A 22,742-nucleotide genomic window follows, 5' to 3' on the forward strand; every position below is an offset into this window, starting at 1 on the left:
TTTTCAAAGATCAAACATTTCATGTCTGCTTTAGGGTTTCTTCCATCCCCTCAGCAACTTTTATATTATATCATGTATCTCTCAGTTGTGTCAACACTTTTTTTCAAAAGTGTTTTTCGCTCTATTTGATAACACTTGAAGCGACAAGAAATAATATAACATACTTTTATTATATTGTGCAACTGTTTTTTCAAAAAAACTTACTTAAGTAACAATGCACTCAATATAAAGCTCTCTTTGAAGCATTAAGTTTATGATTTCCCCGTTTACCTGCACCAACGGACGAGTCGGATGGTCTCGATCGGCAAAAATGATTTCCCCTGTACGGCTATCATTGAGACGCACCTTGGTTCCGTTATTGAATTGAGTGAGCTTTTGGATGAAAACCTGTACAACACTTGGGTCCAGCTTACCAAATGATTCTGATTTGATTTGCTCCAGTACCAGATACGGGGATTGCGCTGGTCGGTAGGTCTTCTCCAGTGTCATGGCATGGAATACATCAGCCACTCCAACGATTTTAGCGTAAATATGAATTTGCTCCCTTTTGAGTCGCAATGGGTATCCGGTACCATCCACTTTCTCATGATGCTGAAGAGCTGCCAGACGTACTCCTTCATTAATGGCCTTCACGTTTTTGAGTAATTGGTAGCCTAATGAGGTGTGCTGTCGAATTTCTTCCTGCTCCTCCCACGTTAATTTAGAGGGCTTGTACAGAATAGCCGGGTCCATTTTAGCATTACCAATATCATGGAGTAATCCAGCAAAAGCAACCTGCATCCAGTCCTTTTGAGGCAGGCCAATCCATTGAGCAATAGAATACGAAGTCAGAGAGGTTAGGACCGCATTATGAAAAATATAATCAACTTCAATCATGGCACGCGGAGTAAACGTCATTACATTATAGCGCTGGATGTATAACAGTAAGGCTTCCAACTGCCCCCGCAACTCATATATAGATAGATTAGATACGAGTACTGATTGGAATGCATTTTTCACAAGCATCACCATTTTGTCGTACTCTTCCTGAAATAAAACGGACTCATCCCGCTCCTCTAACGAAGGGGATTGCGCTTCAGGAGCCCCCATTCGAGCAGTAGCATGATCTTCACCAGCTTTTGCCGAACCATCAGGCCCTACTTCTACTTGCTGGATCAGGAACGCTTGTAAAATTTCCAAATCACGTGGTAGCAGAATACGACCCTTTGGGAGCAGCAAGCTGCCCATTTCAGTAAATACGTCGCTTTGCAATCTAAGTCCTGCTTTTAATTCGGATACGGGTACTGTTGTCATGGTCAACCTCTCTGTTCTCATAACAGCAGCTCTAGCTGTCAGTTTTTATTATGTCATTATATTACTTGAACCTGCTCCTGTACATTCATTTTATATGATTTTTAGCATACTTGCTGTATTCATCTGTCGGCAATAGAAAAAGACTCCCTGACCAATGGCCAAGGAGTCTTCCCCGTCATTTAAAAACCAATACCACTGTTTATATCGGTGGATTGTTACTCGTCCTCAGAAGGCTCCGAATCGTTACCTTGTGTACCTTCTACATCCGTACTAAGGGCTGAATCATCTGGTGATGGAGATGCACCCTCACCAACTTCTAGGTTAGTATCCTGCTCCTCGAGCAGTTCATCGAGCAATTCATCCTGCTCCTCATTCTTGTTCGCACGACAAACGGTAGCAACCGAATCATCTTCGCGGATGTTGATCAGCCTTACCCCTTGTGTATTCCGACCCATCGTCGAAATTTCCTCCATGCTGGTCCGAATCAAGGTTCCACTGGCTGTAATGATCATCAGATCCTCTTCGGTTTTTACAACCTTGAGGCCAACAACTGGACCATTTTTATCCGTGACATTAATCGTCTTGATCCCCTTACCTCCACGGCCTTGAATACGGTAATCCACTACAGGAGTACGTTTGCCATATCCTTTGGCTGTTACGATCAGGATATCCAGGCTGGTATCAACAATATCCATGCCTATTACAGCGTCACTCTTATCGAGAGTAATACCTTTAACCCCAGTGGCACTACGACCCATGGAACGTACATCACTCTCAGGGAAGCGGATAGACATGCCCTGCGCCGTACCAATGATCATTTCCTGCTGTCCATCGGTCAGCTTCACTTCGATCAGGGCATCATCCTCACGCAGGTTGATGGCAATCAAGCCGCCCTTACGGATATTAGCGTAGTTATCGAGCGGTGTCTTCTTGATAATCCCTTGCTGAGTAGCAAAGAACAGATAGCTGTCCTCTACAAATTCCTCAATTGGAATAACCGCATTGATCGACTCGCCCTGCTCAATCTGAATCAGGTTAATGATCGGTGTCCCCCGGGCTGTCCGGCTCAGATCAGGAATCTCATAGGCCTTAATCCGATATACTTTACCCTTGTCGGTGAAGAATAACAAATGATGATGTGAATTCGTAATGAACAGATGCTCTACGAAATCCTCATCCTTGGTATCCATCCCCACTACACCACGACCGCCGCGTTTTTGACTACGATAAGTAGTCACGGGAAGACGCTTAATATATCCGGTATGGGTTACAGTAATGATAACATCCTCACGCGGAATAAGATCCTCGTCCAGAATACTCTCTTCACCCACTGTAATTTCAGTACGGCGTTCATCTGCGAAACGCCCTCTTAGCTCATTAAGCTCTTCGCTGATAATGTTAAGCACCAGATGCTCATTAGCCAGAATTTCGTGGTATTCTGTAATCTTTTGCAGCAACTCATTGTATTCGTTCTCGATCTTCTCACGTTCCAGGCCAGTCAGACGTTGCAGACGCATATCCAGAATGGCCTGGGACTGCTCGAGAGACAGCGAGAAGCGTTCAATTAATCCTTCACGCGCTGCTTCTGCGGTCTGTGAGGAGCGAATTAATGCAATGACCTCGTCCAGATGGTCAAGGGCAGTGCGCAAGCCTTCCAGAATGTGTGCTCTGGCCTCGGCTTTTTTCAGATCGAATTCTGTACGACGACGAATGACTTCAACCTGATGCTTGAGGTAATGATACAAGACATCTTTCAGGTTCAGAATCTTCGGCTCGTTATTTACAATTGCGAGCATATTGATACCGAAAGTGGACTGCATTGCCGTATGCTTGAACAAATTGTTCAGAACAACGTTCGGGTTCACATCCCTGCGCAACTCCATAACGACACGCATACCCGTACGATCCGATTCATCCCGCAGGTCAGTGATGCCCTCAATACGTTTGTCACGTACTAATTCAGCAATTTTTTCGACCAGACGAGCCTTATTGACTTGGTAAGGCAGCTCATGCACGATAATCCGTGCTTTATTGCCAATCTCTTCTATGGTGGTCTTCGCACGCATAGTTACAGATCCGCGGCCGGTCTGATATGCCTGACGAATGCCCGAGCGTCCCAAGATATAACCTGCTGTCGGGAAATCCGGCCCTTGAATATAATCCATCAGTTCCATCGGTGTAATGTCAGGGTTCTCAATCAGTGCTTGTACACCGTCAATAACCTCTCCCAAGTTATGCGGAGGAATATTAGTAGCCATTCCGACCGCAATCCCGCCGACACCGTTCACCAGCAAGTTAGGATAACGTGCAGGCAACACGACCGGCTCGTTCTCCTCACCATCGTAGTTCGGCATAAAATCAACGGTCTCTTTGTTCAGATCACGCAGCATTTCCATCGCGATCTTCGACAATCGTGCTTCCGTGTAACGCATCGCAGCCGCCATATCTCCATCAACGGAGCCAAAGTTACCGTGTCCGTCCACCAGCATATAACGCAAGGAAAAATCCTGCGCCATCCGAACCATCGTATCGTATACGGCCGTATCACCATGAGGGTGATATTTACCGATAACTTCACCGACGATTCTTGCCGATTTTTTGTATGGCTTGTCTGGCGTCATACCTAACTCGGACATCGCAAACAAAATACGGCGGTGTACCGGCTTCAATCCGTCCCGCACATCAGGCAAGGCACGGCTAACAATAATACTCATGGCATAATCCATAAAGGATTCGCGCATTTCCACTCCGATATCCCTATTGATGATTTGCGAGTTTTTTTGATCCGCCATGCTGGTCCTCCTTCTCGTCCTTCAATACATTGCTCTCTATGTGAAAAGCCTAACAAGACACTGCCTATATACTCCGCTCTGTGCGCAGGATTTTGGCTGAAATCCTCATTTGTATAATTATATTACTTTCACAAAAAGAGCACAATTAAACGCATCTGTCCGCTTTACAGCGTAAAACCCTCAGTGATTGCCCTGCTATGAGCAGCAGATGGGCTACCCATCGTACAACTCACAGGTCATGATTATGACAAATTCCCCCGAACTGGGGATTAGCCCCCACCCTGAAGGCCTTTTCCACATACAATACGTATACGGTCAGGGTTCACTGAGCACAATTCCGAAAAAACGCCGTATTTCTCTATTATACCATTGTTTTACGCACTTGTCCTTTAGTTTCCCTTGTTTTGTTCAAGCGTTGTAATTTCCATGAACATGGCTTACATTTTCAAAAGAAAGGGATGAGAATACTTGTCTATTCAACGAGTATCCAGTAAGTGGACCAAAACAAATATCATTCTCCCCAATCCAATGTTGTCCGCTTATGTACCGGAAACACGTTTGTATGCAATGGAGCACTTGAATGAAATGCTGGCATTGTACGGAACCGTCTATATTAAGCCGGATAACGGTACTTATGGGAAAGGGGTTATGCGGGCAGAGAGACTCACTGAACCACTTCCGCCGAATGAAGAGGGAATTATCGGAGAAAGAACGTGGTACATCCTCCGTTATGAGGTAGAGACCCATAACTTTGAAAATCTGGAAGAACTGCATAAAACAGTCTCTCATCGCATACGGAAGCGTCCTTATCTAATTCAACGAGGTATTCCTCTTCTTCATCATGACGCGCGTCCCTTTGATCTACGAGTATTAACGCAGATGAACTTAAGAAAGCAGTGGGAAACGACGCTCATCATAGGGCGTGTTGCTGCTCCCGACAAAGTCGTCACCAATCACCACAGTGGGGGCACAACACGCTTTTTCAATGAACTGGTAGCTCCATATCTGGATGTAAAGGGAGCGGTACAGCTGGAGCAAAAGCTATCGAAAATGGGCGAGCGGGTAGCTTGGCAGTTGCAAAAGAGGTATCCCCGCTTGAAGGAAATTGGTTTGGATATAGGACTCGATCAGCAAGCCTATCCGTGGATTTTGGAGGTGAATACGCGACCAGCCATTAAAGTGTTCTCTTCCCTGCCCAACAAAAGCCTATATCATAAAATATTTAGGTATGCTGTAGGCTACGGCCGTTATACTGCATCCACCGGTAAGCCTGCACGTACTAAGAAAAAGGCGTAAAGCTTTGAAATTAAATATTCAAATTCTCTCCGACGGGTTAATGACAAGAAAAGGGACGCTCCATCTGAGCGCCCCTTGGTAAATTCTATCTAAAATCCATCATGTATTAAACATCAAGATTTTTCACGTACTTGGCGTGCTCCTGAATAAAATCGCGACGCGGCTCAACATTATCGCCCATTAGGGTATCGAACATCGTATCAGCCACCATTGCATCACTGATGGTCACTTGAAGCATTGTACGGCTCTCTGGGTCCATTGTCGTTTCCCACAACTGGGTTGCGTTCATTTCGCCCAAACCTTTATAACGCTGTACGTTGTACTTCGCATTTTCTCCGAATTCACTGATGATAGCATCACGTTCGGCTTCAGAGTTCGCATAACGTACGACCTTATTGCGCTCTACCTTAAACAGCGGCGGCTGAGCAATATAGACATAGCCGGCGTCAATAATTTTACGCAAGTACCGATAGAAAAATGTCAGCAACAGCGTCCGAATATGGGCTCCGTCGACGTCCGCATCGGTCATGATAATGACCTTGTGATAACGAGCTTTAGCAATATCGAAATCGTCGCCAATCCCCGTTCCCATAGCCGTTACCATTGACCGAATTTCATCACTGGACAAAATACGATCCAAACGTGCCTTCTCGACGTTCAGGATTTTACCACGAATCGGCAAAATAGCCTGAAAGTGACGATCACGGCCTTGCTTGGCCGATCCGCCCGCTGAATCTCCTTCAACGATGTACAGTTCGCTGATCGACGCATCCTTGGAAGAACAGTCTGCCAGCTTACCTGGGAGAGAGCTGATTTCCAGCGCACTTTTACGACGAGTCAGCTCACGCGCTTTACGTGCAGCCTCACGAGCACGGGCTGCTTGTAATGATTTATCAACAACGCGACGGGAGACAGACGGATTTTCCTCCAGAAATTCCTGAAGTTTCTCTGCGAACAGGGATTCGACAATTCCACGTACCTCACTGTTACCCAGCTTCGTTTTGGTTTGACCTTCAAACTGTGGTTCCGGGATCTTGACGGAGATAATCGCTGTCAGTCCTTCACGCACATCGTCACCCGTCAAGTTGGCGGTGTTGTCCTTGATAAAGCCATTTTTGCGTGCATAATCGTTAATGATCCGGGTCAATGCGCTCTTGAAGCCAGATTCATGCGTGCCACCTTCATGGGTGTTGATGTTGTTGGCGAAAGAATAAATATTTTCGGTATAGCTGTCGTTATATTGCAGCGCAACTTCGACTTGAATCATATCGCGTGAGCCTTCTACATAGATCGGTTGCTCATGAAGCGCTTCTCTTTTCTGATTCAAAAATTGCACGTATTCACTGATTCCGCCCTCGTAGTGGAACGTATCACTGGCGCCAGTCCGTTCATCGGTCAGGCTGATCGCAATTCCTTTGTTCAGGAAAGCCAACTCACGAATCCGCGTTTGGAGCGTCTCATAGTCATATACGGTCGTTTCTGTGAAAATTTGATCGTCCGGGTAGAACGTCGTTTGGGTACCGGTTTCGTCGGTATCGCCAATGACTCTGACATCATACTGCGGAACACCGCGATGGTATTCCTGCTCGTACATATGCCCATCCCGTTTGACGTGAACGACCATTTTGCTGGAGAGGGCGTTCACTACGGATACACCAACACCGTGCAGACCGCCGGATACCTTGTACCCTCCGCCTCCGAATTTACCACCTGCGTGAAGCACCGTCATAACGACTTCCAGCGCAGATTTTTTCATTTTGGCGTGTTCGCTTACTGGAATACCGCGTCCGTTATCTGTAACGGTGACGCTGTTATCTTCGTGAACGACAACTTGAATGCTGTCACAATAGCCTGCCAGCGCTTCGTCAATGCTGTTGTCCACAACTTCCCAGACCAGATGATGGAGCCCTTTGGCACTGGTGGAACCGATATACATCCCGGGACGTTTCCGAACCGCCTCCAGGCCTTCCAGGACCTGAATCTCACCCGCATCATAAGACGGTTGATTCATAGACATGCCTTTCACCTACTTCTATAGATTCTATGGTTAAGCATTGGCAACAAACTGGTTTGCCCGCTTTTTGAGAGTTGTTGAGGAGATGGGGGAATAATACACCGTATTTTGAGTCACCACGATGGACTTGGCTTCCTCTTCACCAATCATCTCGATATGCTTTTGCTGTTGGGCGTGGTTCACGTACTGCTTGGAGATTTTAGAGGATTTTTCAATCGAGATATCGAAAATAGCCACAAGCTCTGACGAGCGGATGATTTTTTCTCCACCCAGATGAATATACATAGCCGTCACTCACTCCTTAGTGTTCCACATGCCCGTCGTGGACGTGATAAATACTGGCATCCTTAAGCCGTTCTGCATTCAAGGTCTCAATACCAGTTGCCGTAATAAAGGTCTGTACCTTGCTCTGAAAGGTCTCGATCAGTTGGGTCTGACGGTAGGGGTCCAGTTCGGATAGAACATCATCCAGCAGCAGGACAGGATATTCACCAATTTCCTCATGGATTAATTCGATTTCAGCCAGCTTCAAGGACAGGGCAGTCGTCCGCTGCTGCCCCTGAGAGCCATACGTATGCACTTCCCTGCCGTTAATGGCAAAGGCCAAATCATCACGATGGGGTCCTGCCAAAGTCATACCACGGCGGATTTCCTGTTCCCTCATTTGGGATAACTTTATCATAAATCGCTCCAATAAGACAGCTTCATCTTCTTCCTCCGGCTCGCTGAAGGAGGGAACATAGGTTAATTTTAACTCTTCATCTCCTCCAGCGATCCCTTCATGAATGGCCTGAGCCCACTTTTGCAGCTTTGTTATAAATTGTTTCCGCTTTTTAACAATTTTAACACCGTGCTCAGCAAGTTGCTCATTCCATACCTCCAGCATGAGCTGTACGGAAGCCATATCTTTGCCCCAAGCTTGTTTGAGCAGATTGTTACGCTGGACCAGCACTTTCTGGTATTGCTGCAAATGGTACAGATATCCTGGAGCAACCTGTCCAATTTCCATGTCAAGAAACCGGCGGCGTACCCCCGGTGTTCCCTTAACGATTTCCAAATCCTCAGGTGCAAACATAACGACATTCAGCGAACCGATAAAGTCACTTAGCTTTCGCTGCTCCAGTCCGTTGATCTTCGCTTTCTTACCTTGTGTGGATAACGACAGATCCAGCCTGATTTTTCCGTATTTCTTATCCACATCCGCAGCAAGATGAGTCGAGGTAGCCCCGAAAGAGATCAGCTCCTTGTCGCGCGACGTCCGGTGACTTTTGGTTAAAGCCAGGACAAAAATCGCCTCTACCAGGTTTGTTTTTCCCTGCGCATTTTGTCCGATCAGCAAATTAACGGGCCCAAATTCACTCAACTCCAGCTGTTCATAGTTCCGGTATTGCTGCAAAACAATATTGTTCACAAACACATAGGGTCCCCCTTGTTACTCCGCACCTAAAAGGAGTCCTTGCCGACCAGGCGATCATGCTCCTGCCGTGATCTCGAAACTTCCGTTGTCCTCTACTTCTACGGTATCGCCCGGGTACAGTTTTCTTCCGCGTCGTTCTTCCAGCTCACCATTGACACGAACTTGCCCCTCCTGCAACAGAGCTTTGGCCATTCCTCCTGTAGAAACACAATCGGCTAATTTTAAGAATTGATCGAGCTTGATGTATTCGGTCTGTATAGATATTTGTTTCAAGGCTTGTTCATCCTTTCGTTTGTTCTCGGGTGGGTGACGCTAGACATTAGTTGGTGGTTCGATATGGCAGGATGATGTACAGCGCATTGCTGGAGTCCGCCGGTTTTAAAATGATTGGGCTCATAATGCCGGTAAAAGCAATCGTCAGCTGCTCGCTGTCAATCACCTTCAGCACATCAAGCATATATTTTGAATTGAACGAGATTTTGAGCGGCTCTCCCTCAAATTTGGAGACTGTGACTTCCTCACGTACTTTACCCAGCTCAGAGGAGCTGGAGGAAATCTCCAAGCCGCCGTTTTCCAACGACTGCATTTTTACAATATTCGTTTTTTCCTCACGGGACAGCAAATAAGCACGGTCGATGGATTCGCTCAAGCTTTTTGTATCCACAATCAGTTCTGTTTTGTAGGAGGTTGGAATAATTCTAGAAGTATCCGGATACGTTCCGTCCAAAATACGGGAATAAAACAGAACCCGGTCAATTTTGAATAATACCTGGTTGTCTGCTACGACGATATCCACAAGCATATTTTGATCCGGAATAATTTTGCTCAACTCGTTCAACGTTTTACCTGCAATGACAACATTGCTGAAACGCAAGCCTTCGGACGTTTCCAAACGAGCGCTGCGGGTGGCGAGGCGGTGGCGATCCGTTGCTACAAATTTCAATTCGCCCTCAGCCAAATTCCATAATACCCCTGTCAAAATAGGTGTCGTTTCGTGGGTGGAAATGGAGAAAACGGTCTGTTTAATCATGTTTTTGAGTAAATCTCCTGGTACAGAGATAACCTGATTTTCTTCAATGCTTGGAAGCACCGGGAATTCCTCAGGGTCCAGACCCACCATCTGAATTTCGGTTGCACCGGATGAGATGAAGGTTTGGAAATGATCTTTTACCTCCATACGGATCTCCTGAGACGGCAGCTTCTTGATAATTTCGACAAAGAACTTGGCTGGCAGTACAACACTTCCCGGTTGTTCGACCTGAACGACAGTTTGGTCACCGTCCTCCATCGGAATAAAGGATTGAATGGAGATGTCGGTATCGCTGGCAGTTAGCGTCACTCCCTGATGGTTCACATCCAGCTTAATACCACTCAAAATCGGAATCGTGGTCCGACTGGATATGGCCTTGGATACATGTTGTATAGCCTCGTTCAATACGTTTTTCAAAATGCTGATCTTCATAAGTTCCTCCTACGGGTTTTAATCCTTCAAGCACGCGTTGACGCGGGCCTTATTTAGGTGATGTATATCTTTAAAATCTATTAGTAATAGTAATAGGCGCACTGAATATGTGGATAAGTCGGTGTAAGCCTAATAAAATCAAGCCTATCCACATGTGTATAAGTTGTGTATAGGCTCTGAACTTGTTCAGGTTGGATTTTTGATTTTTTCGATTAGGCTGTTGATAACTTTGAACAGCTCCTGATCCACTTGAATGGATTTGGAGATTTTTTCGTGCGCATGAATGACGGTTGTATGGTCGCGTCCACCGAAGGCTTCTCCGATTTTCGGTAACGAATAGTCGGTTAGCTCGCGCGACAGGTACATGGCGATCTGCCGTGGAAAAGCCACAGCCTTCGTCCGCTTGCGTGCTTTGAAATCCTCCAAGCGCAAATTGTAAAATTCCCCGACTTGATGCTGTATATCCTGAATGGTAATCATTTTGGGACGACTGGAAGGAATAATATCCTTTAACGCCTCGGCCGCGAGATGACTTGTCACATCCTGATTGGTCAGCGAGGAATAGGCAACAACGCGAATCAGTGCCCCTTCCAGCTCACGGATGTTCGTATCAATCTGGTTGGCGATATACATCATAGCTTCATTGGGAATATCCAGGTTTTCCGCTCTCGCCTTTTTCCGGAGAATTGCAATTCGCGTTTCCAGATCCGGTGGCTGAATATCCGTAATCAATCCCCACTCAAAGCGGGAACGCAGCCGTTCCTCCAGCGTTGGGATCTCCTTAGGCGGACGATCGCTTGAGATAATAATTTGTTTGCGTTCCTCATGAAGCGCATTGAACGTGTGAAAAAATTCCTCCTGCGTCGACTCCTTGCCTGCAATAAACTGAATATCATCAATGAGCAAAATATCAATATTACGATATTTGTTCCGGAAGCTTTCCCCTCGGTTGTCCCGGATGGCATTAATAAATTCGTTCGTAAACTTCTCAGATGACAAATACACAACTTTGCTGGCCGGGTTGTGTTCCAAAATATAATGCCCAATGGCGTGCATCAGATGCGTTTTTCCCAGACCTACGCCGCCGTACAGAAACAGCGGGTTATAAGCTTTGGCCGGCGCTTCGGCGACGGCCAGCGATGCTGCATGGGCAAAACGGTTCCCCGATCCGATGACAAACGTATCGAATGTATATTTGGGATTCAGCATATGCGACACGGCTTCTTCATGTACGACCGGCTGCTGCTGAGGTTGTTGCTGGAGATCGAACTCGGCGGGCTTGTTCTCCTCAATGACGAACTTGACCTCCAGCTGCTTGCCCAAAATCTCATAAACCGTTGCCCCGACTAGCTTGGTATAGCGGCTTTCAAGCCATTCCACGGCAAAAGTTGTTGGTGCGGAAATCACAATGGAGTGGTCATTCAGTTTCGCTGCCTTGGTAGCCTTAAACCAAGTGTCGTAACTCGGCTTACTCAGCTTGGTTTGTATGATGGATAGAATTTGCTGCCATAGTTCAGAGGTATGGCTGTCCACAGACGTCACTCCTTTTAAATCCTGACATTTTGCCGTTTAAGCTGCAAAGAGCTGCTCCCGGCGCTTCGGCAAAACGCCTAAAATCCCAAAAATGTTGTTGAAGGCCATAAAAAGACATACCGCCGCCTAAATCATGCGGCAGTGTGATGAGAGAACGCAGCACAAAGTGGTCCTGAAAAAAGCTAATGGAAAAATCCGCTGCTGATCGGCAGAAGAAAGGTGATATTTCTCAGGAGGGTATGTGCGGCACGATCCGTTCTCTTGATCCCGCAGGCCAAAACGGGACTGCAATATGTCGAAATCAAATGAAAAATGTAGAATATATCCCCAGAATCCCGAATCCGCACAAAAATAAAAAGATGGATAAATTGAACTTGTTCACAACTTTATCCACAGGGTGTTGATAATATGGAGGGTAAAACAACATATTCACATTCAAAAGTAATATCATCATAGCAAAAGAAGCCTTGTATTTCAATGACTCGTGGTTATTTATCCACAAATTCAATCTGTTGTGTACAATTTTTATTCACAACACAAGATATTGTTTATAATTTGTTCAGTTTTCGACAATAACTCTTTATCGTCTCAAAATGTTATGCACAGGTTATGACCATTTAAATCACAATTCAGCTTTTTTTGTGGATCTGTGCATAACCTCCGTTGCCTTTTGGTCACAGGAGGTGTTTTTACTGTTGAAAATTTCCGGTAACGTTTCCGACAATATTTTTAATGATATGGTTATTATGATGCTTAGAAATATGCCGATCTCAAAATAGAGACAGTGTGAAGGAAGTAGGAAGGTCAAAGAAAATCCACGATAAAAAAGGACAAAATAGAGTGGGATAAGTGGACTGGATGAAGGATCAAAATCTCTGGGCGTTGAAAAAGAGGGAGAGGATTATGTGATTTTTGGGGGAGGGGATTAAGCTGTACATTGACTTTGGCCGCTATTTGTGGTTAAATGTACAAAGGTGTTTTTTGTGGAGATTGCTACGCTAGGTATATTCCATATAAAACGTATTCCTTGTAAGGAGGTGCAGTACAATGAGACCGACTTTCAGACCGAATGTCAGCAAGCGTAAAAAAGTTCACGGCTTCCGTAAAAGAATGAGCACAAAGAATGGCCGTAAAATTTTGGCAACTCGTCGTCAAAAAGGCAGAAAAGTATTGAGTGCGTAATGCGTGCATAAAGACCACTACGGTGGTCTTTTTTTTCATGATGGAGGTATTTATGAGGCGGATCGCTTTCCCTGTGTCTGTAGAAATGCAGTAGAAAAAGAGGGAGGAACACCGCAACCCGCTCTATATTAGATGAAGCTTTTGAAAATGGATGTAAAATAAGCGAGATTACCATGGCGGAATGTTGTCCATACTTCTTACTATATAAGGGGTAAGGATTGGCTTGTCGGCATGTGTAAAAGAGATGAGCAAGGAGAAGCGCCGTGCAAAAAAAATTGCGTCTACGAAACCGGGCGGACTTTGGGCGCGTATACCGCCATGGCAAATCTTTTGCCAACCATCAGTTTGTGGTGTACTGGTTCCGCCGCAGAGAGGTAGAGCAGTTCCGCGTTGGAATTTCGGCCAGCAAGAAGATCGGCAACGCAGTTGTCCGTAACCGGATGCGCAGGATCGTTAAGGAAATTGTGCGTCATCATGAGCATGAATTGATGGAGCAAATGGACCTGATTTTTATCGTCCGCAAGGGAGCGGTTACAATGTCGTATCAGGAGCTGGAGAAAAGCGTGCTGCACGTTCTGCGCAAAGCCTCGCTGCTCAAGTCTTCACGCCGATAGTCAGTATCTTTGTCCTACAGGATATGGTATGATTTACGTTGGAATGGATTGGTTAAGAAAGGGGTTATGAAGTGTCGCGTTTGAAGACTCAACGAGGGAAATGGTTCCTCCTGATTGCCTTATTGGCACTTGTTGCTGTGCTGTCGGGATGTGCCCAGGCGGCTCACAATTCTTACACGACGGCAGACTTGGCCAATGGATCTTGGTGGCAAAGATATGTCGTTTACTGGTTTTCGTATGCGCTGGATACGTTTGCCCAATGGTTCTCTGGAGAGTATGGCCTGGCCGTACTGATACTGGTGATTATCGTGCGTACCATTATTTTGCCGCTTACACTCAAGCAAGTACGCAGTTCTAAAGCAATGCAGGCCATTCAGCCGCAATTAAAAGAAATTCAAGCGAAATACAAGGATACGCCTGAGAAAGTCCAGCAAGAGACGATGAGGCTGTTCCAGGAAAACAAGGTTAACCCGATGGCGGGCTGTCTTCCTTTGGTCGTTCAGATGCCGATTTTCATCGCGCTTTATAATGCCATTTACTATAATTCGGCATTGCGGGATCATGATTTCTTGTGGCTCCAGTTAGGTAAACCGGATCACTTATTTATCCTGCCAATTCTGGCGGCAATCACAACATTTGTCCAAACCTGGATGATGATGAAAATGAATCCGACTCCGCAGCAGGGACCGATGCAATTTTTGCTGTACGTCTATCCGGTTCTGATTCTGTTCATGTCGTATAACTTCCCATCTGCTTTGCCGCTATACTGGTTCTACAGTAATATTTACACGATTATTCAAAACTATTTCCTTTATCGGAATAAGGATAAAGAAGTTGCGCTGGCAAACGTGAAAACAGCCAGTCTTACGAAAACAGGTTCCTCCAATAGCAATAACAAGAAAAAAGGTGGCAGAAACTCGAAGGGGGCTAAAAAGTCGAGATGACCAAAGTCGTGACTTCAGGAAAAACCGTTGAAGATGCTGTAAAACAAGGACTCTCCCAGCTGGGAGTAAGCCGTGAACGGGTAACCGTAAACGTGTTGGAACAGCCGTCAAAAGGATTCCTGGGGTGGCTCGGGGTCAAGAAGGCGAAGGTAGAGCTTACGCTACTGTCTGATCCATCTCCCGAAACCACACACGCGGCTGAACATCATGTATCGGCTCAGGTGCCTATCGTGGGACAGGCTGTTGTTCCAGAAGCTGAATCTGTTACCCAGGAAGTATGCACGAGCAAGGAGGTCTCCACAGGCCATGCAGCCCCCTATGAAGAAGCTGTACGTTTTATTCATGAAACAGCAGCGGCAATGGGACTGGATGTGGAAGTGGATGTTCGTCACCGCAAGGATGAAAGCATACTGGATATATCCGGTCCGTCGCTCGGCATGTTGATCGGCCGCCGGGGACAGACGCTGGATGCATTGCAGTACCTGACGAATATCGTTGCCAACCGTCATTCTGACAAATTCATCCGGATTGTGCTGGATGCCGAGCAATTTCGCGCACGTCGGCAAAAAACGCTGGAGGATTTGGCCGATCGGCTGGCCAACCAAGCTATTCGTTACGGCAAGGAAGTAGTGCTGGAGCCAATGCCGTCACAGGAGCGGAAGCTGATTCATGCCAAGCTTCAACAGCATGCGCTGGTTAGAACATACAGCAAGGGGGACGAGCCGAATCGGCGCGTCGTTATTGCTAAAAAGTAATCCGACGCAATGGCTCTCTGCAAGGTGCAGAAGCCATTGCTTTTTTTAAACTTAAGACTTTATAAGTTTTACTCTATTTGTTCTTATATTTCTCGCTGAAACGGTTGCCGTCCTGGATCAAGGACGGCAATGCCGTTTTTACTTGACAGGAGGTAGAAACCATATGCTGAGCGATACCATAGCTGCCATTGCAACGGCTGTCGGCGAAGGCGGCATTGCGATTGTACGGGTCAGCGGCCCGGAAGCTGTTACAGAGGTGGAAGCTTTGTTCCGAAGCAAAACGCCTCTAAGCAAGGCTCCATCTCATACGGTACACTATGGACATATTATAGATCCTCAAAGCCAGGGAAAGGTGGAGGAGGTTCTAGTTACGGTCATGCGAGCGCCGCGCTCTTTTACAACAGAAGATGTCGTAGAAATCAGCACCCATGGCGGGGTTGTGGCTGTCAAACGGGTGATGGATTTACTATTGCTGCAAAATATACGTTTGGCCGAGCCGGGCGAATTTACGAAGCGTGCTTTTCTGAATGGTCGTATTGATCTGAGTCAGGCGGAGGGAGTCATTGACCTGATTCGCTCGAAGTCAGATAAAGCCTTTTCTGTAGCTTTGAAGCAGGTAGATGGACAACTGTCACAGAATATCCGCCGTTTGCGGCATGTTCTGGTAGAGACACTGGCTCATATTGAAGTGAACATTGATTATCCTGAGCATGATGTGGAATCTTTTACGTCTGAACTGATCAAGGATAAGAGTAGTCAGGTCATGGCGGAAATTGATCGGCTGCTGCATACAGCGGAGCAGGGGAAAATTTTACGTGAGGGCCTGACCACAGCGATTGTCGGAAGACCGAATGTGGGGAAATCCTCGCTGCTGAATACATTGGCACAGGGCGAACGGGCGATTGTGACCGATATTCCGGGCACGACCCGTGACGTTATTGAGGAATATGTGACGATTAACAGCATTCCTCTGAAGCTGCTGGATACGGCTGGCATTCGGGAAACGATGGATGTAGTGGAACGGATCGGGGTAGAGCGTTCGCGAACGGCGGTCAGTGAAGCGGATCTGCTGCTCATCGTGATTAACGCCAACGAACCGCTGCATGAGGATGAAATGGCATTAATGGAACAAATCCGCGGTAGACAGGCGATTGTCATTATGAATAAAATGGACTTACCGGCCCAAGTAGACCGGGACTTGCTGCTGCGTTATGTTCCTGAGGAGCTTATCGTACCGATGTCTGTAAAGGAAAATGAGGGAGCAGATCGGCTGGAGCAGGCCATATCGCAGTTGTTCTTTAGTGGTAAGCTGGAATCAGCAGACATGACATATGTCAGCAATGTACGGCATATTGCTTTGTTAAAGAAAGCTCGCCAATCGTTGGTAGATGCCTATGAGGCCGCTGATCAATTCGTTCCGATTGACATGATTCAGATTGATGTACGGCTGGCGTGGGAGCATTTGGGCGAGATTGTGGGCGATACGGCGCATGATGCGTTAATCGATCAAATATTTTCACAATTCTGTCTGGGCAAATAGGACATTCGAGTATGGCTGGGTTAAGCCCTACTATTGTTATAGATATACAAGAGCATATTTGGTACGCGAAGACCGAAGTGCATAAGGAGGTAAGAAAGGTATGGGATATCAAGGAGGCGACTATGACGTAATTGTCGTGGGCGCGGGCCATGCGGGTGTGGAATCCGCCTTGGCAGCAGCCCGGATGGGCTGTCGTACGTTGATGATTACGATTAACCTGGATATGGTTGCATTCATGCCCTGCAACCCGTCTATTGGCGGTCCTGCCAAGGGGCATGTGGTGCGTGAAATTGATGCTTTGGGCGGCGAAATGGGCCGGAACATCGACAAGACGTTTATCCAAATGCGGATGCTGAATACAGGTAAAGGGCCTGCTGTTCACGCATTGCGCGCACAGGCTGACAAGTTCTCTTATCAGCATGCGATGAAGGAAACGATGGAAAAGGAACCAAATCTGACCTTGCGCCAGGGAATGGTGGAAGAGTTGATTATTGAAGACGGTCATTGCGTGGGCGTCATCACGAAGACGGGGACAGAGTACCGAAGCAAAGCGGTTGTCCTGACAACAGGCACTTATTTACGTGGTAAAATCATTATGGGTGAGCTGATGTATGAAAGTGGCCCGAACAATCAACAGCCTTCGTTGAGACTGTCTGAGCATTTGCGTGAGCTGGGTTTTGATCTGGTCCGCTTCAAGACGGGTACGCCGCCGCGCGTGCATAAGGACACGATTGATTTTAGCAAAACGGAAATTCAGCCGGGGGACGATCAACCAAAGTTTTTCTCGTATGAAACGAAGTCTTCGGATAATGAGCAGCTTCCTTGCTGGCTGACCTATACTTCAGTGGAAACTCATCAGATTATTAATGATAATTTGCATCGTGCGCCGATGTTCTCCGGTCTGATTGAAGGAACAGGACCGCGTTATTGTCCATCTATTGAAGATAAAGTAGTGCGTTTCAGTGATAAGCCGAAGCACCAAATCTTTTTGGAGCCTGAGGGTAAAAACACATCTGAATACTATGTTCAGGGCTTGTCGACCAGCTTGCCTGAGGATGTGCAATTAGCTGTGCTACGCTCGATTCCAGGGATGGAAAAGGTAGAAATGATGCGTAACGGCTATGCGATTGAGTATGATGCCATGGTGCCTACGCAATTGTGGCCTACGTTGGAAACGAAAAGAGTGCCCGGACTGTTCACGGCGGGTCAAATTAATGGCACCTCCGGTTACGAGGAAGCTGCGGGCCAAGGGATTATGGCAGGCATTAACGCGGCTCGTAAGGTACAGGGCAAAGAGCCTGTCGTGCTGGACCGCTCCCAAGGCTATATCGGGGTTCTGATCGACGATCTGGTGACCAAGGGTACGAATGAGCCTTACCGCTTGCTGACGTCTCGTGCGGAATACCGCCTGTTGTTGCGTCATGATAATGCAGATTTACGTTTGACTCCAATCGGGCATGATATCGGCCTGATTACGAATGAACGGTACGAGCGCTTTTTGGATAAAAAGCAAAAGGTAGAGCAGGAGATTGAGCGTTTGCGTCTGGCGAAGGTTCGTCCGATTGATGTAAATGAGATGCTTGAGCAGGGTGGATCTGCACCGATACAGGACGGCAGTAATTTGTTAACCGTGCTGCGTCGACCAGAGATCAGCTATGCACAAGTGGCACAAATTTCGCCTTCACCTGTAGCTCTGACTGAGGAGGAACAGGAGCAGGTCGAAATTCAGATTAAGTATGCAGGCTATATCGAGAAACAATTGATGCATGTAGAACGTCTGCAAAAAATGGAGAAGAAAAAGCTTCCAGAGGATATCGTATACGATGAGGTTCAGGGTTTGGCGATTGAAGCCAAGCAGAAGCTTGCTAAAATTCGTCCGATGTCGATTGGTCAGGCATCCCGTATTTCGGGTGTGACTCCTGCGGATATTTCCATTTTGCTCGTTTATCTGGAGCATTATAACCGCGTAACGGCAGCAAGGGGATCATAATGGACGCGATACAACAGCAATTTAAGCAGCGACTGGCAGAGCATAGCATTGTGATTAATGACAGTCAGCTAGAGCAGTTCGAAACGTATTACCGTGTGCTGGTTGAGTGGAATGAAAGGATGAACCTGACAGGCATTACAGAGCGTGATGCGGTGTACACCAAGCATTTTTATGATTCTCTCTCGCTGGCTTTTTATGTTCCGTTCAATGATGTGGAAAGCTTGGCTGATATCGGATCGGGTGCAGGATTCCCCGGTATACCTTTGAAAATATGCTTTCCGCAGATTCAGTTGACCATTGTGGATTCGTTGAACAAACGCATACAATTTCTGGCGCATGTGGTAGAACAACTGGGATTGGAAGACGTGGAGCTGATTCATAGCAGAGCAGAAGAATTGGGTCGTAAAACGGGATACCGGGACAGCTATGATCTGGTCACAGCCAGAGCCGTTGCCCGTCTTGCAGTGCTGAATGAATTTTGTTTGCCTTTTGTCCGTGAAGGAGGTCACTTTGCTGCGATGAAGGGCAGTGACCCGACAGAGGAAATCAAGGAAGCTTCCTATAGCTTGAAAGAGCTTAAGGGAAAAATTAAGCATATTCAGGCTTTTCAGTTACCTGTAGAGGATGCAGCCAGACATATGATTATTATTGAAAAAAGAGCAGCTACACCACGAAAATATCCCCGTAAGCCGGGAACGCCTTTAAAAACACCGCTAGTGTAACCCATTGAAAAAAAGTGAATGTTTCACGTGAAACATTCACTTTTTTTATGGCTTGCGATGCTCTTTACATAAACAACGTAAAGATGCAGAAGGTCTATACTTACGACATAGTGGAACATGAATAAATAGGTGTCTGATCGGGTACACAATTTATTCTCTGATCCTTCCGAAAAGCTGGTAGAGACGATAGGATTATGGCTGGAAAAGTGATAGAATAGAGATAATCGTTTTTGATGTAAGTTGACTGCTTCCCGTACCGTTCGATTCCGATATACATAAGGGGGAAGCGGGACAACAATGCCAGGGAGAATACGTGGAGTGTACCCGATTACGGCGCTATCTCATATAAAAGGGTCTACGATCCGCGTAAGGAACTGTTTTTCACGAAGCGCTGCTAGTATGGTGCTATTATGAAATTAGGTGGTATTATACGGAATGAAAGAACAATTTTCCAAGCTATTTGGTTTGACGGAGCGATCCTCTGGGGACGAAATAAAACAAATTCCAGTTGGGAATATTGTCAGCAGTCCTTATCAGCCCCGCACCATTTTTGACGACGAGAAGATTGATGAGCTATGCCAGACCATTAAGACGCATGGTGTAATTCAGCCGATTGTCGTTCGTTTCCGTAATGGACATTACGAAATTATAGCAGGGGAACGTCGATGGAGAGCTGTTACCAAGCTGGGGATGGATACCATTCCAGCCATTGTTCGTGAGTTTAATGATTCACAAGCTGCATCCATCGCGTTGATTGAGAATCTCCAACGGGAAGGGCTCACAGCGATTGAAGAGGCTGTAGCTTACCAGAAGCTGATTGATCTGCATCAGCTCACCCAGGAAAGTCTCGCTCAGCGACTTGGTAAAAGCCAATCCACTATTGCTAATAAGATACGGCTGCTTCACCTGCCAGAGAGAGTGAAAGGCGCTTTAATGGAACGGAAAGTGTCCGAGCGTCATGCCCGTGCGTTATTGTCATTAGAGACTGAAGAGCTACAGTATAAGGTTTTGGATGAAGTCATCGCTAAGGAACTCAATGTGAAACAGACAGAGGCGAGAGTTGCCTTTTATAAACAAGTGTCCACGATGAAGAAATCCAAGCGGATTTCCTTTACTAAGGATGTCCGGCTTGCGCTGAATACGATTCGTCAATCCATTGATATGGTGTCTGGCTCAGGGTTGGATATCAAGACCAAGGAATCCGATCATGAGGATCACTATGAGATTGTCATTCAAATTCCCAAACGTAAGTAAGGGATGAAGCGTACAGGCGGCAGCAATTGCCGCTTTTTCTGTCTAACGCCGAATAAAACCGCAGCATACTCGTACTCTATTTTTAAAAATTGCCGTTATCCGTAAGCTAATGATGCAAAATGCTGTTCAAGAAATATAGCAGGATTCCGATTAAATTATGAGGTGAATGAAGTGTCGAAAATAATAGCCGTAGCCAATCAAAAGGGCGGAGTTGGCAAAACAACTACTTCCGTGAATTTGGGCGCCGGACTTGCTTCCCTCGGCAAAAGGGTATTGCTCGTGGATATCGACCCGCAAGGTAATACAACCAGCGGTGTGGGTATCAATAAGGCGGATGTGGCAAATTGCATTTATGATGTACTCATTAATGAGGTTGATCCTAGCGAAGCGATTGTCAGTACACAGATTGAGGGACTGGATATTATTCCTGCCACCATTCAGCTGGCAGGAGCGGAAATTGAGCTGGTACCGACCATTTCCCGTGAACTAAGATTAAAAAGATCGCTCCAGCTCGTCAAGCATAAGTACGATTATATATTGATTGATTGCCCTCCGTCGTTGGGGATTTTGACACTTAATTCTTTAACAGCCTCTGATTCGGTCATTATCCCTATTCAATGTGAATATTACGCATTAGAAGGATTAAGTCAGCTACTGAATACGGTACGATTGGTACAAAAGCACTTGAATACCTCGCTGCAAATTGAAGGCGTGCTGCTAACGATGTTTGACGCCCGCACCAATTTGGGTATTCAGGTGATTGAAGAAGTGAAAAAGTATTTTCAAAGCAAGGTTTATCAGACGATTATTCCACGCAATGTGAGACTCAGTGAAGCACCATCACATGGCCAGTCCATTATTACGTATGATCCCCGCTCCCGTGGGGCAGAGGTATATATTGAGTTGGCAAAGGAAGTGGCATCTTATGAGTAAACGGTTGGGAAAAGGGCTGGATGCACTCATTCCCTCCCTTACAGTCAATGATGAGGACAAGGTTGTTGACATTCCACTTAGCCAGTTGCGTGCAAATCCGTACCAGCCTCGAAAAATGTTTGATGAGGAATCGATTAAAGAACTGGCAGAATCCATTCGTCAGCACGGTGTGATCCAACCTATTATTGCGCGTAGTGTATTAAGAGGCTATGAAATTATTGCAGGTGAAAGAAGATTTCGGGCTTCTCAATATTGTGGGAATTCGACGATACCTGTGGTTGTTCGCAATTTTACCGATCAGCAGGTAATGGAGATTGCCCTGATTGAGAATTTGCAGCGTGAAAATCTGAACGCTATGGAAATAGCAGTAGCTTATCAGGGATTAATGGATCAGTTCTCGTTAACTCAAGAGGAATTGTCCTTGAAAGTGGGTAAGTCGCGCTCTCATATTGCGAATTTTCTTCGTTTGCTTGCATTGCCGGAGGAAGTTAAGGATCATGTTTCACGTGGAACATTATCTATGGGACATGCCAGAGCGATTGTTGGGCTTAAAAATCCCGATATGGTGAAGCAACTGGCGACACAGTGTATTGAGCAACAATGGAGTGTTCGGGAGCTGGAAGAAGCTGTACAACAGTTAGATCATAAGCCTGGTGAAGCGAAGGCCAAGTCCAAGGTGAGAAAAAAGGACCCTTTTATTGATCATATGGAAGAGTCCTTGCGTGAACGTTTTAAAACAACTGTGAAAATCAAGCATAACAAGGATAAAGGTAAAATCGAATTGAATTATTACAGCCAGCAGGATTTGGAAAGATTACTGGAATTATTGCAGTAGTCTGTACGAATAGGACATGTCTCCTTGATCAAAATGGGAAGTGAGATATGTCTTTGCTTTGTCTGGAAGTGAAGGAATCAGAATGGTCTGGATGGATAAACTAATAGCCTTCTGTGATTTGTTTCGCTGTTCTCAAACGTATAAAATAAGAGGTATGCAGTGACAT

The 22,742-nt window shown here is 46.2% G+C and carries 19 protein-coding genes; 11 read left to right on the forward strand and 8 right to left on the reverse strand.

Going from position 1 to position 22,742, the window contains the following annotated elements:
• Positions 1-204: 204 nt before the first annotated feature.
• A complete protein-coding gene (locus tag ACIFQM_RS07125) occupies positions 205-1,293 on the reverse strand; it encodes an HD-GYP domain-containing protein (protein ID WP_430043992.1) in 1,089 nt (362 codons plus the stop codon).
• 215 nt (positions 1,294-1,508) lie between these two features.
• Positions 1,509-4,085, reverse strand: a complete 2,577-nt coding sequence (gyrA, locus tag ACIFQM_RS07130; RefSeq protein ID WP_430043990.1) for a DNA gyrase subunit A — start codon at positions 4,083-4,085, stop codon at positions 1,509-1,511.
• A 468-nt stretch (positions 4,086-4,553) separates the two neighbouring features.
• On the opposite strand from gyrA, the gene ACIFQM_RS07135 reads away from it, so the two are divergent.
• A complete protein-coding gene (locus tag ACIFQM_RS07135; RefSeq protein ID WP_430043987.1) occupies positions 4,554-5,381 on the forward strand; it encodes a YheC/YheD family protein in 828 nt (275 codons plus the stop codon).
• A 106-nt stretch (positions 5,382-5,487) separates the two neighbouring features.
• On the opposite strand, the gene gyrB is transcribed toward ACIFQM_RS07135, so the two are convergent.
• The 6 genes from gyrB to dnaA form a co-directional block, all read right to left on the reverse strand.
• On the reverse strand, positions 5,488-7,398 hold the full coding sequence (gene gyrB / locus ACIFQM_RS07140) for a DNA topoisomerase (ATP-hydrolyzing) subunit B (protein WP_430043984.1): 1,911 nt from the start codon (positions 7,396-7,398) through the stop codon (positions 5,488-5,490).
• 30 nt (positions 7,399-7,428) lie between these two features.
• Positions 7,429-7,680, reverse strand: coding sequence for an extracellular matrix regulator RemB (gene remB / locus ACIFQM_RS07145; RefSeq protein WP_013308099.1), 252 nt, complete (start codon positions 7,678-7,680; stop codon positions 7,429-7,431).
• Positions 7,681-7,696: 16 nt separating this feature from the next.
• Positions 7,697-8,812 (reverse strand): DNA replication/repair protein RecF, encoded by a 1,116-nt coding sequence (gene recF, locus ACIFQM_RS07150; RefSeq protein WP_430043981.1) that lies wholly within the window; start codon positions 8,810-8,812, stop codon positions 7,697-7,699.
• Positions 8,813-8,866: 54 nt separating this feature from the next.
• Positions 8,867-9,085 (reverse strand): S4 domain-containing protein YaaA, encoded by a 219-nt coding sequence (yaaA, locus tag ACIFQM_RS07155; protein ID WP_430043978.1) that lies wholly within the window; start codon positions 9,083-9,085, stop codon positions 8,867-8,869.
• Positions 9,086-9,131: 46 nt separating this feature from the next.
• Complete coding sequence (dnaN, locus tag ACIFQM_RS07160; protein ID WP_430043975.1) at positions 9,132-10,274, reverse strand: DNA polymerase III subunit beta; 1,143 nt, start codon at positions 10,272-10,274, stop codon at positions 9,132-9,134.
• 186 nt (positions 10,275-10,460) lie between these two features.
• Positions 10,461-11,807, reverse strand: coding sequence for a chromosomal replication initiator protein DnaA (dnaA, locus tag ACIFQM_RS07165; protein WP_014279007.1), 1,347 nt, complete (start codon positions 11,805-11,807; stop codon positions 10,461-10,463).
• A 1,047-nt stretch (positions 11,808-12,854) separates the two neighbouring features.
• On the opposite strand from dnaA, the gene rpmH reads away from it, so the two are divergent.
• The 10 genes from rpmH to ACIFQM_RS07215 all read left to right on the forward strand — a co-directional run bounded on the left by rpmH (position 12,855) and on the right by ACIFQM_RS07215 (position 22,576).
• The gene (gene rpmH, locus ACIFQM_RS07170; RefSeq protein WP_430043973.1) at positions 12,855-12,989 is read left to right on the forward strand and encodes a 50S ribosomal protein L34; all 135 of its coding nucleotides are present in this window, start codon (positions 12,855-12,857) and stop codon (positions 12,987-12,989) included.
• 263 nt (positions 12,990-13,252) lie between these two features.
• Entirely contained in the window at positions 13,253-13,603 is a 351-nt protein-coding gene (gene rnpA / locus ACIFQM_RS07175; protein WP_430043971.1) for a ribonuclease P protein component, read from the forward strand.
• Between the two features lie 71 nt (positions 13,604-13,674).
• On the forward strand, positions 13,675-14,547 hold the full coding sequence (locus ACIFQM_RS07180) for a YidC/Oxa1 family membrane protein insertase (RefSeq protein ID WP_430043969.1): 873 nt from the start codon (positions 13,675-13,677) through the stop codon (positions 14,545-14,547).
• Positions 14,544-15,302 carry an RNA-binding cell elongation regulator Jag/EloR gene (gene jag / locus ACIFQM_RS07185; RefSeq protein WP_430043967.1) on the forward strand — a complete coding sequence of 253 codons (759 nt, stop codon included), beginning with the start codon at positions 14,544-14,546 and terminating at the stop codon, positions 15,300-15,302. Before ACIFQM_RS07180 ends, jag begins: the two co-directional genes overlap by 4 nt.
• A 163-nt stretch (positions 15,303-15,465) precedes the next feature.
• Complete coding sequence (gene mnmE / locus ACIFQM_RS07190) at positions 15,466-16,842, forward strand: tRNA uridine-5-carboxymethylaminomethyl(34) synthesis GTPase MnmE (RefSeq protein WP_430043965.1); 1,377 nt, start codon at positions 15,466-15,468, stop codon at positions 16,840-16,842.
• A gap of 100 nt (positions 16,843-16,942) precedes the next feature.
• Positions 16,943-18,832: a tRNA uridine-5-carboxymethylaminomethyl(34) synthesis enzyme MnmG gene (gene mnmG, locus ACIFQM_RS07195; protein WP_430043963.1), complete on the forward strand. Its 1,890-nt coding sequence runs from the start codon at positions 16,943-16,945 to the stop codon at positions 18,830-18,832.
• Positions 18,832-19,554 (forward strand): 16S rRNA (guanine(527)-N(7))-methyltransferase RsmG, encoded by a 723-nt coding sequence (rsmG, locus tag ACIFQM_RS07200; RefSeq protein ID WP_430043961.1) that lies wholly within the window; start codon positions 18,832-18,834, stop codon positions 19,552-19,554. Before mnmG ends, rsmG begins: the two co-directional genes overlap by 1 nt.
• 435 nt (positions 19,555-19,989) lie before the next feature.
• Positions 19,990-20,808 carry a nucleoid occlusion protein gene (noc, locus tag ACIFQM_RS07205; RefSeq protein WP_430043958.1) on the forward strand — a complete coding sequence of 273 codons (819 nt, stop codon included), beginning with the start codon at positions 19,990-19,992 and terminating at the stop codon, positions 20,806-20,808.
• A 171-nt stretch (positions 20,809-20,979) separates the two neighbouring features.
• The gene (locus ACIFQM_RS07210; protein ID WP_025683689.1) at positions 20,980-21,741 is read left to right on the forward strand and encodes a ParA family protein; all 762 of its coding nucleotides are present in this window, start codon (positions 20,980-20,982) and stop codon (positions 21,739-21,741) included.
• Positions 21,734-22,576 carry a ParB/RepB/Spo0J family partition protein gene (locus ACIFQM_RS07215; RefSeq protein WP_430043955.1) on the forward strand — a complete coding sequence of 281 codons (843 nt, stop codon included), beginning with the start codon at positions 21,734-21,736 and terminating at the stop codon, positions 22,574-22,576. The genes ACIFQM_RS07210 and ACIFQM_RS07215 overlap by 8 nt, the downstream gene beginning before the upstream one ends.
• Positions 22,577-22,742 lie beyond the last annotated feature (166 nt).

The organism is Paenibacillus sp. NRS-1782, from assembly GCF_050467685.1.
Classification (GTDB): domain Bacteria; phylum Bacillota; class Bacilli; order Paenibacillales; family Paenibacillaceae; genus Paenibacillus; species Paenibacillus terrae_A.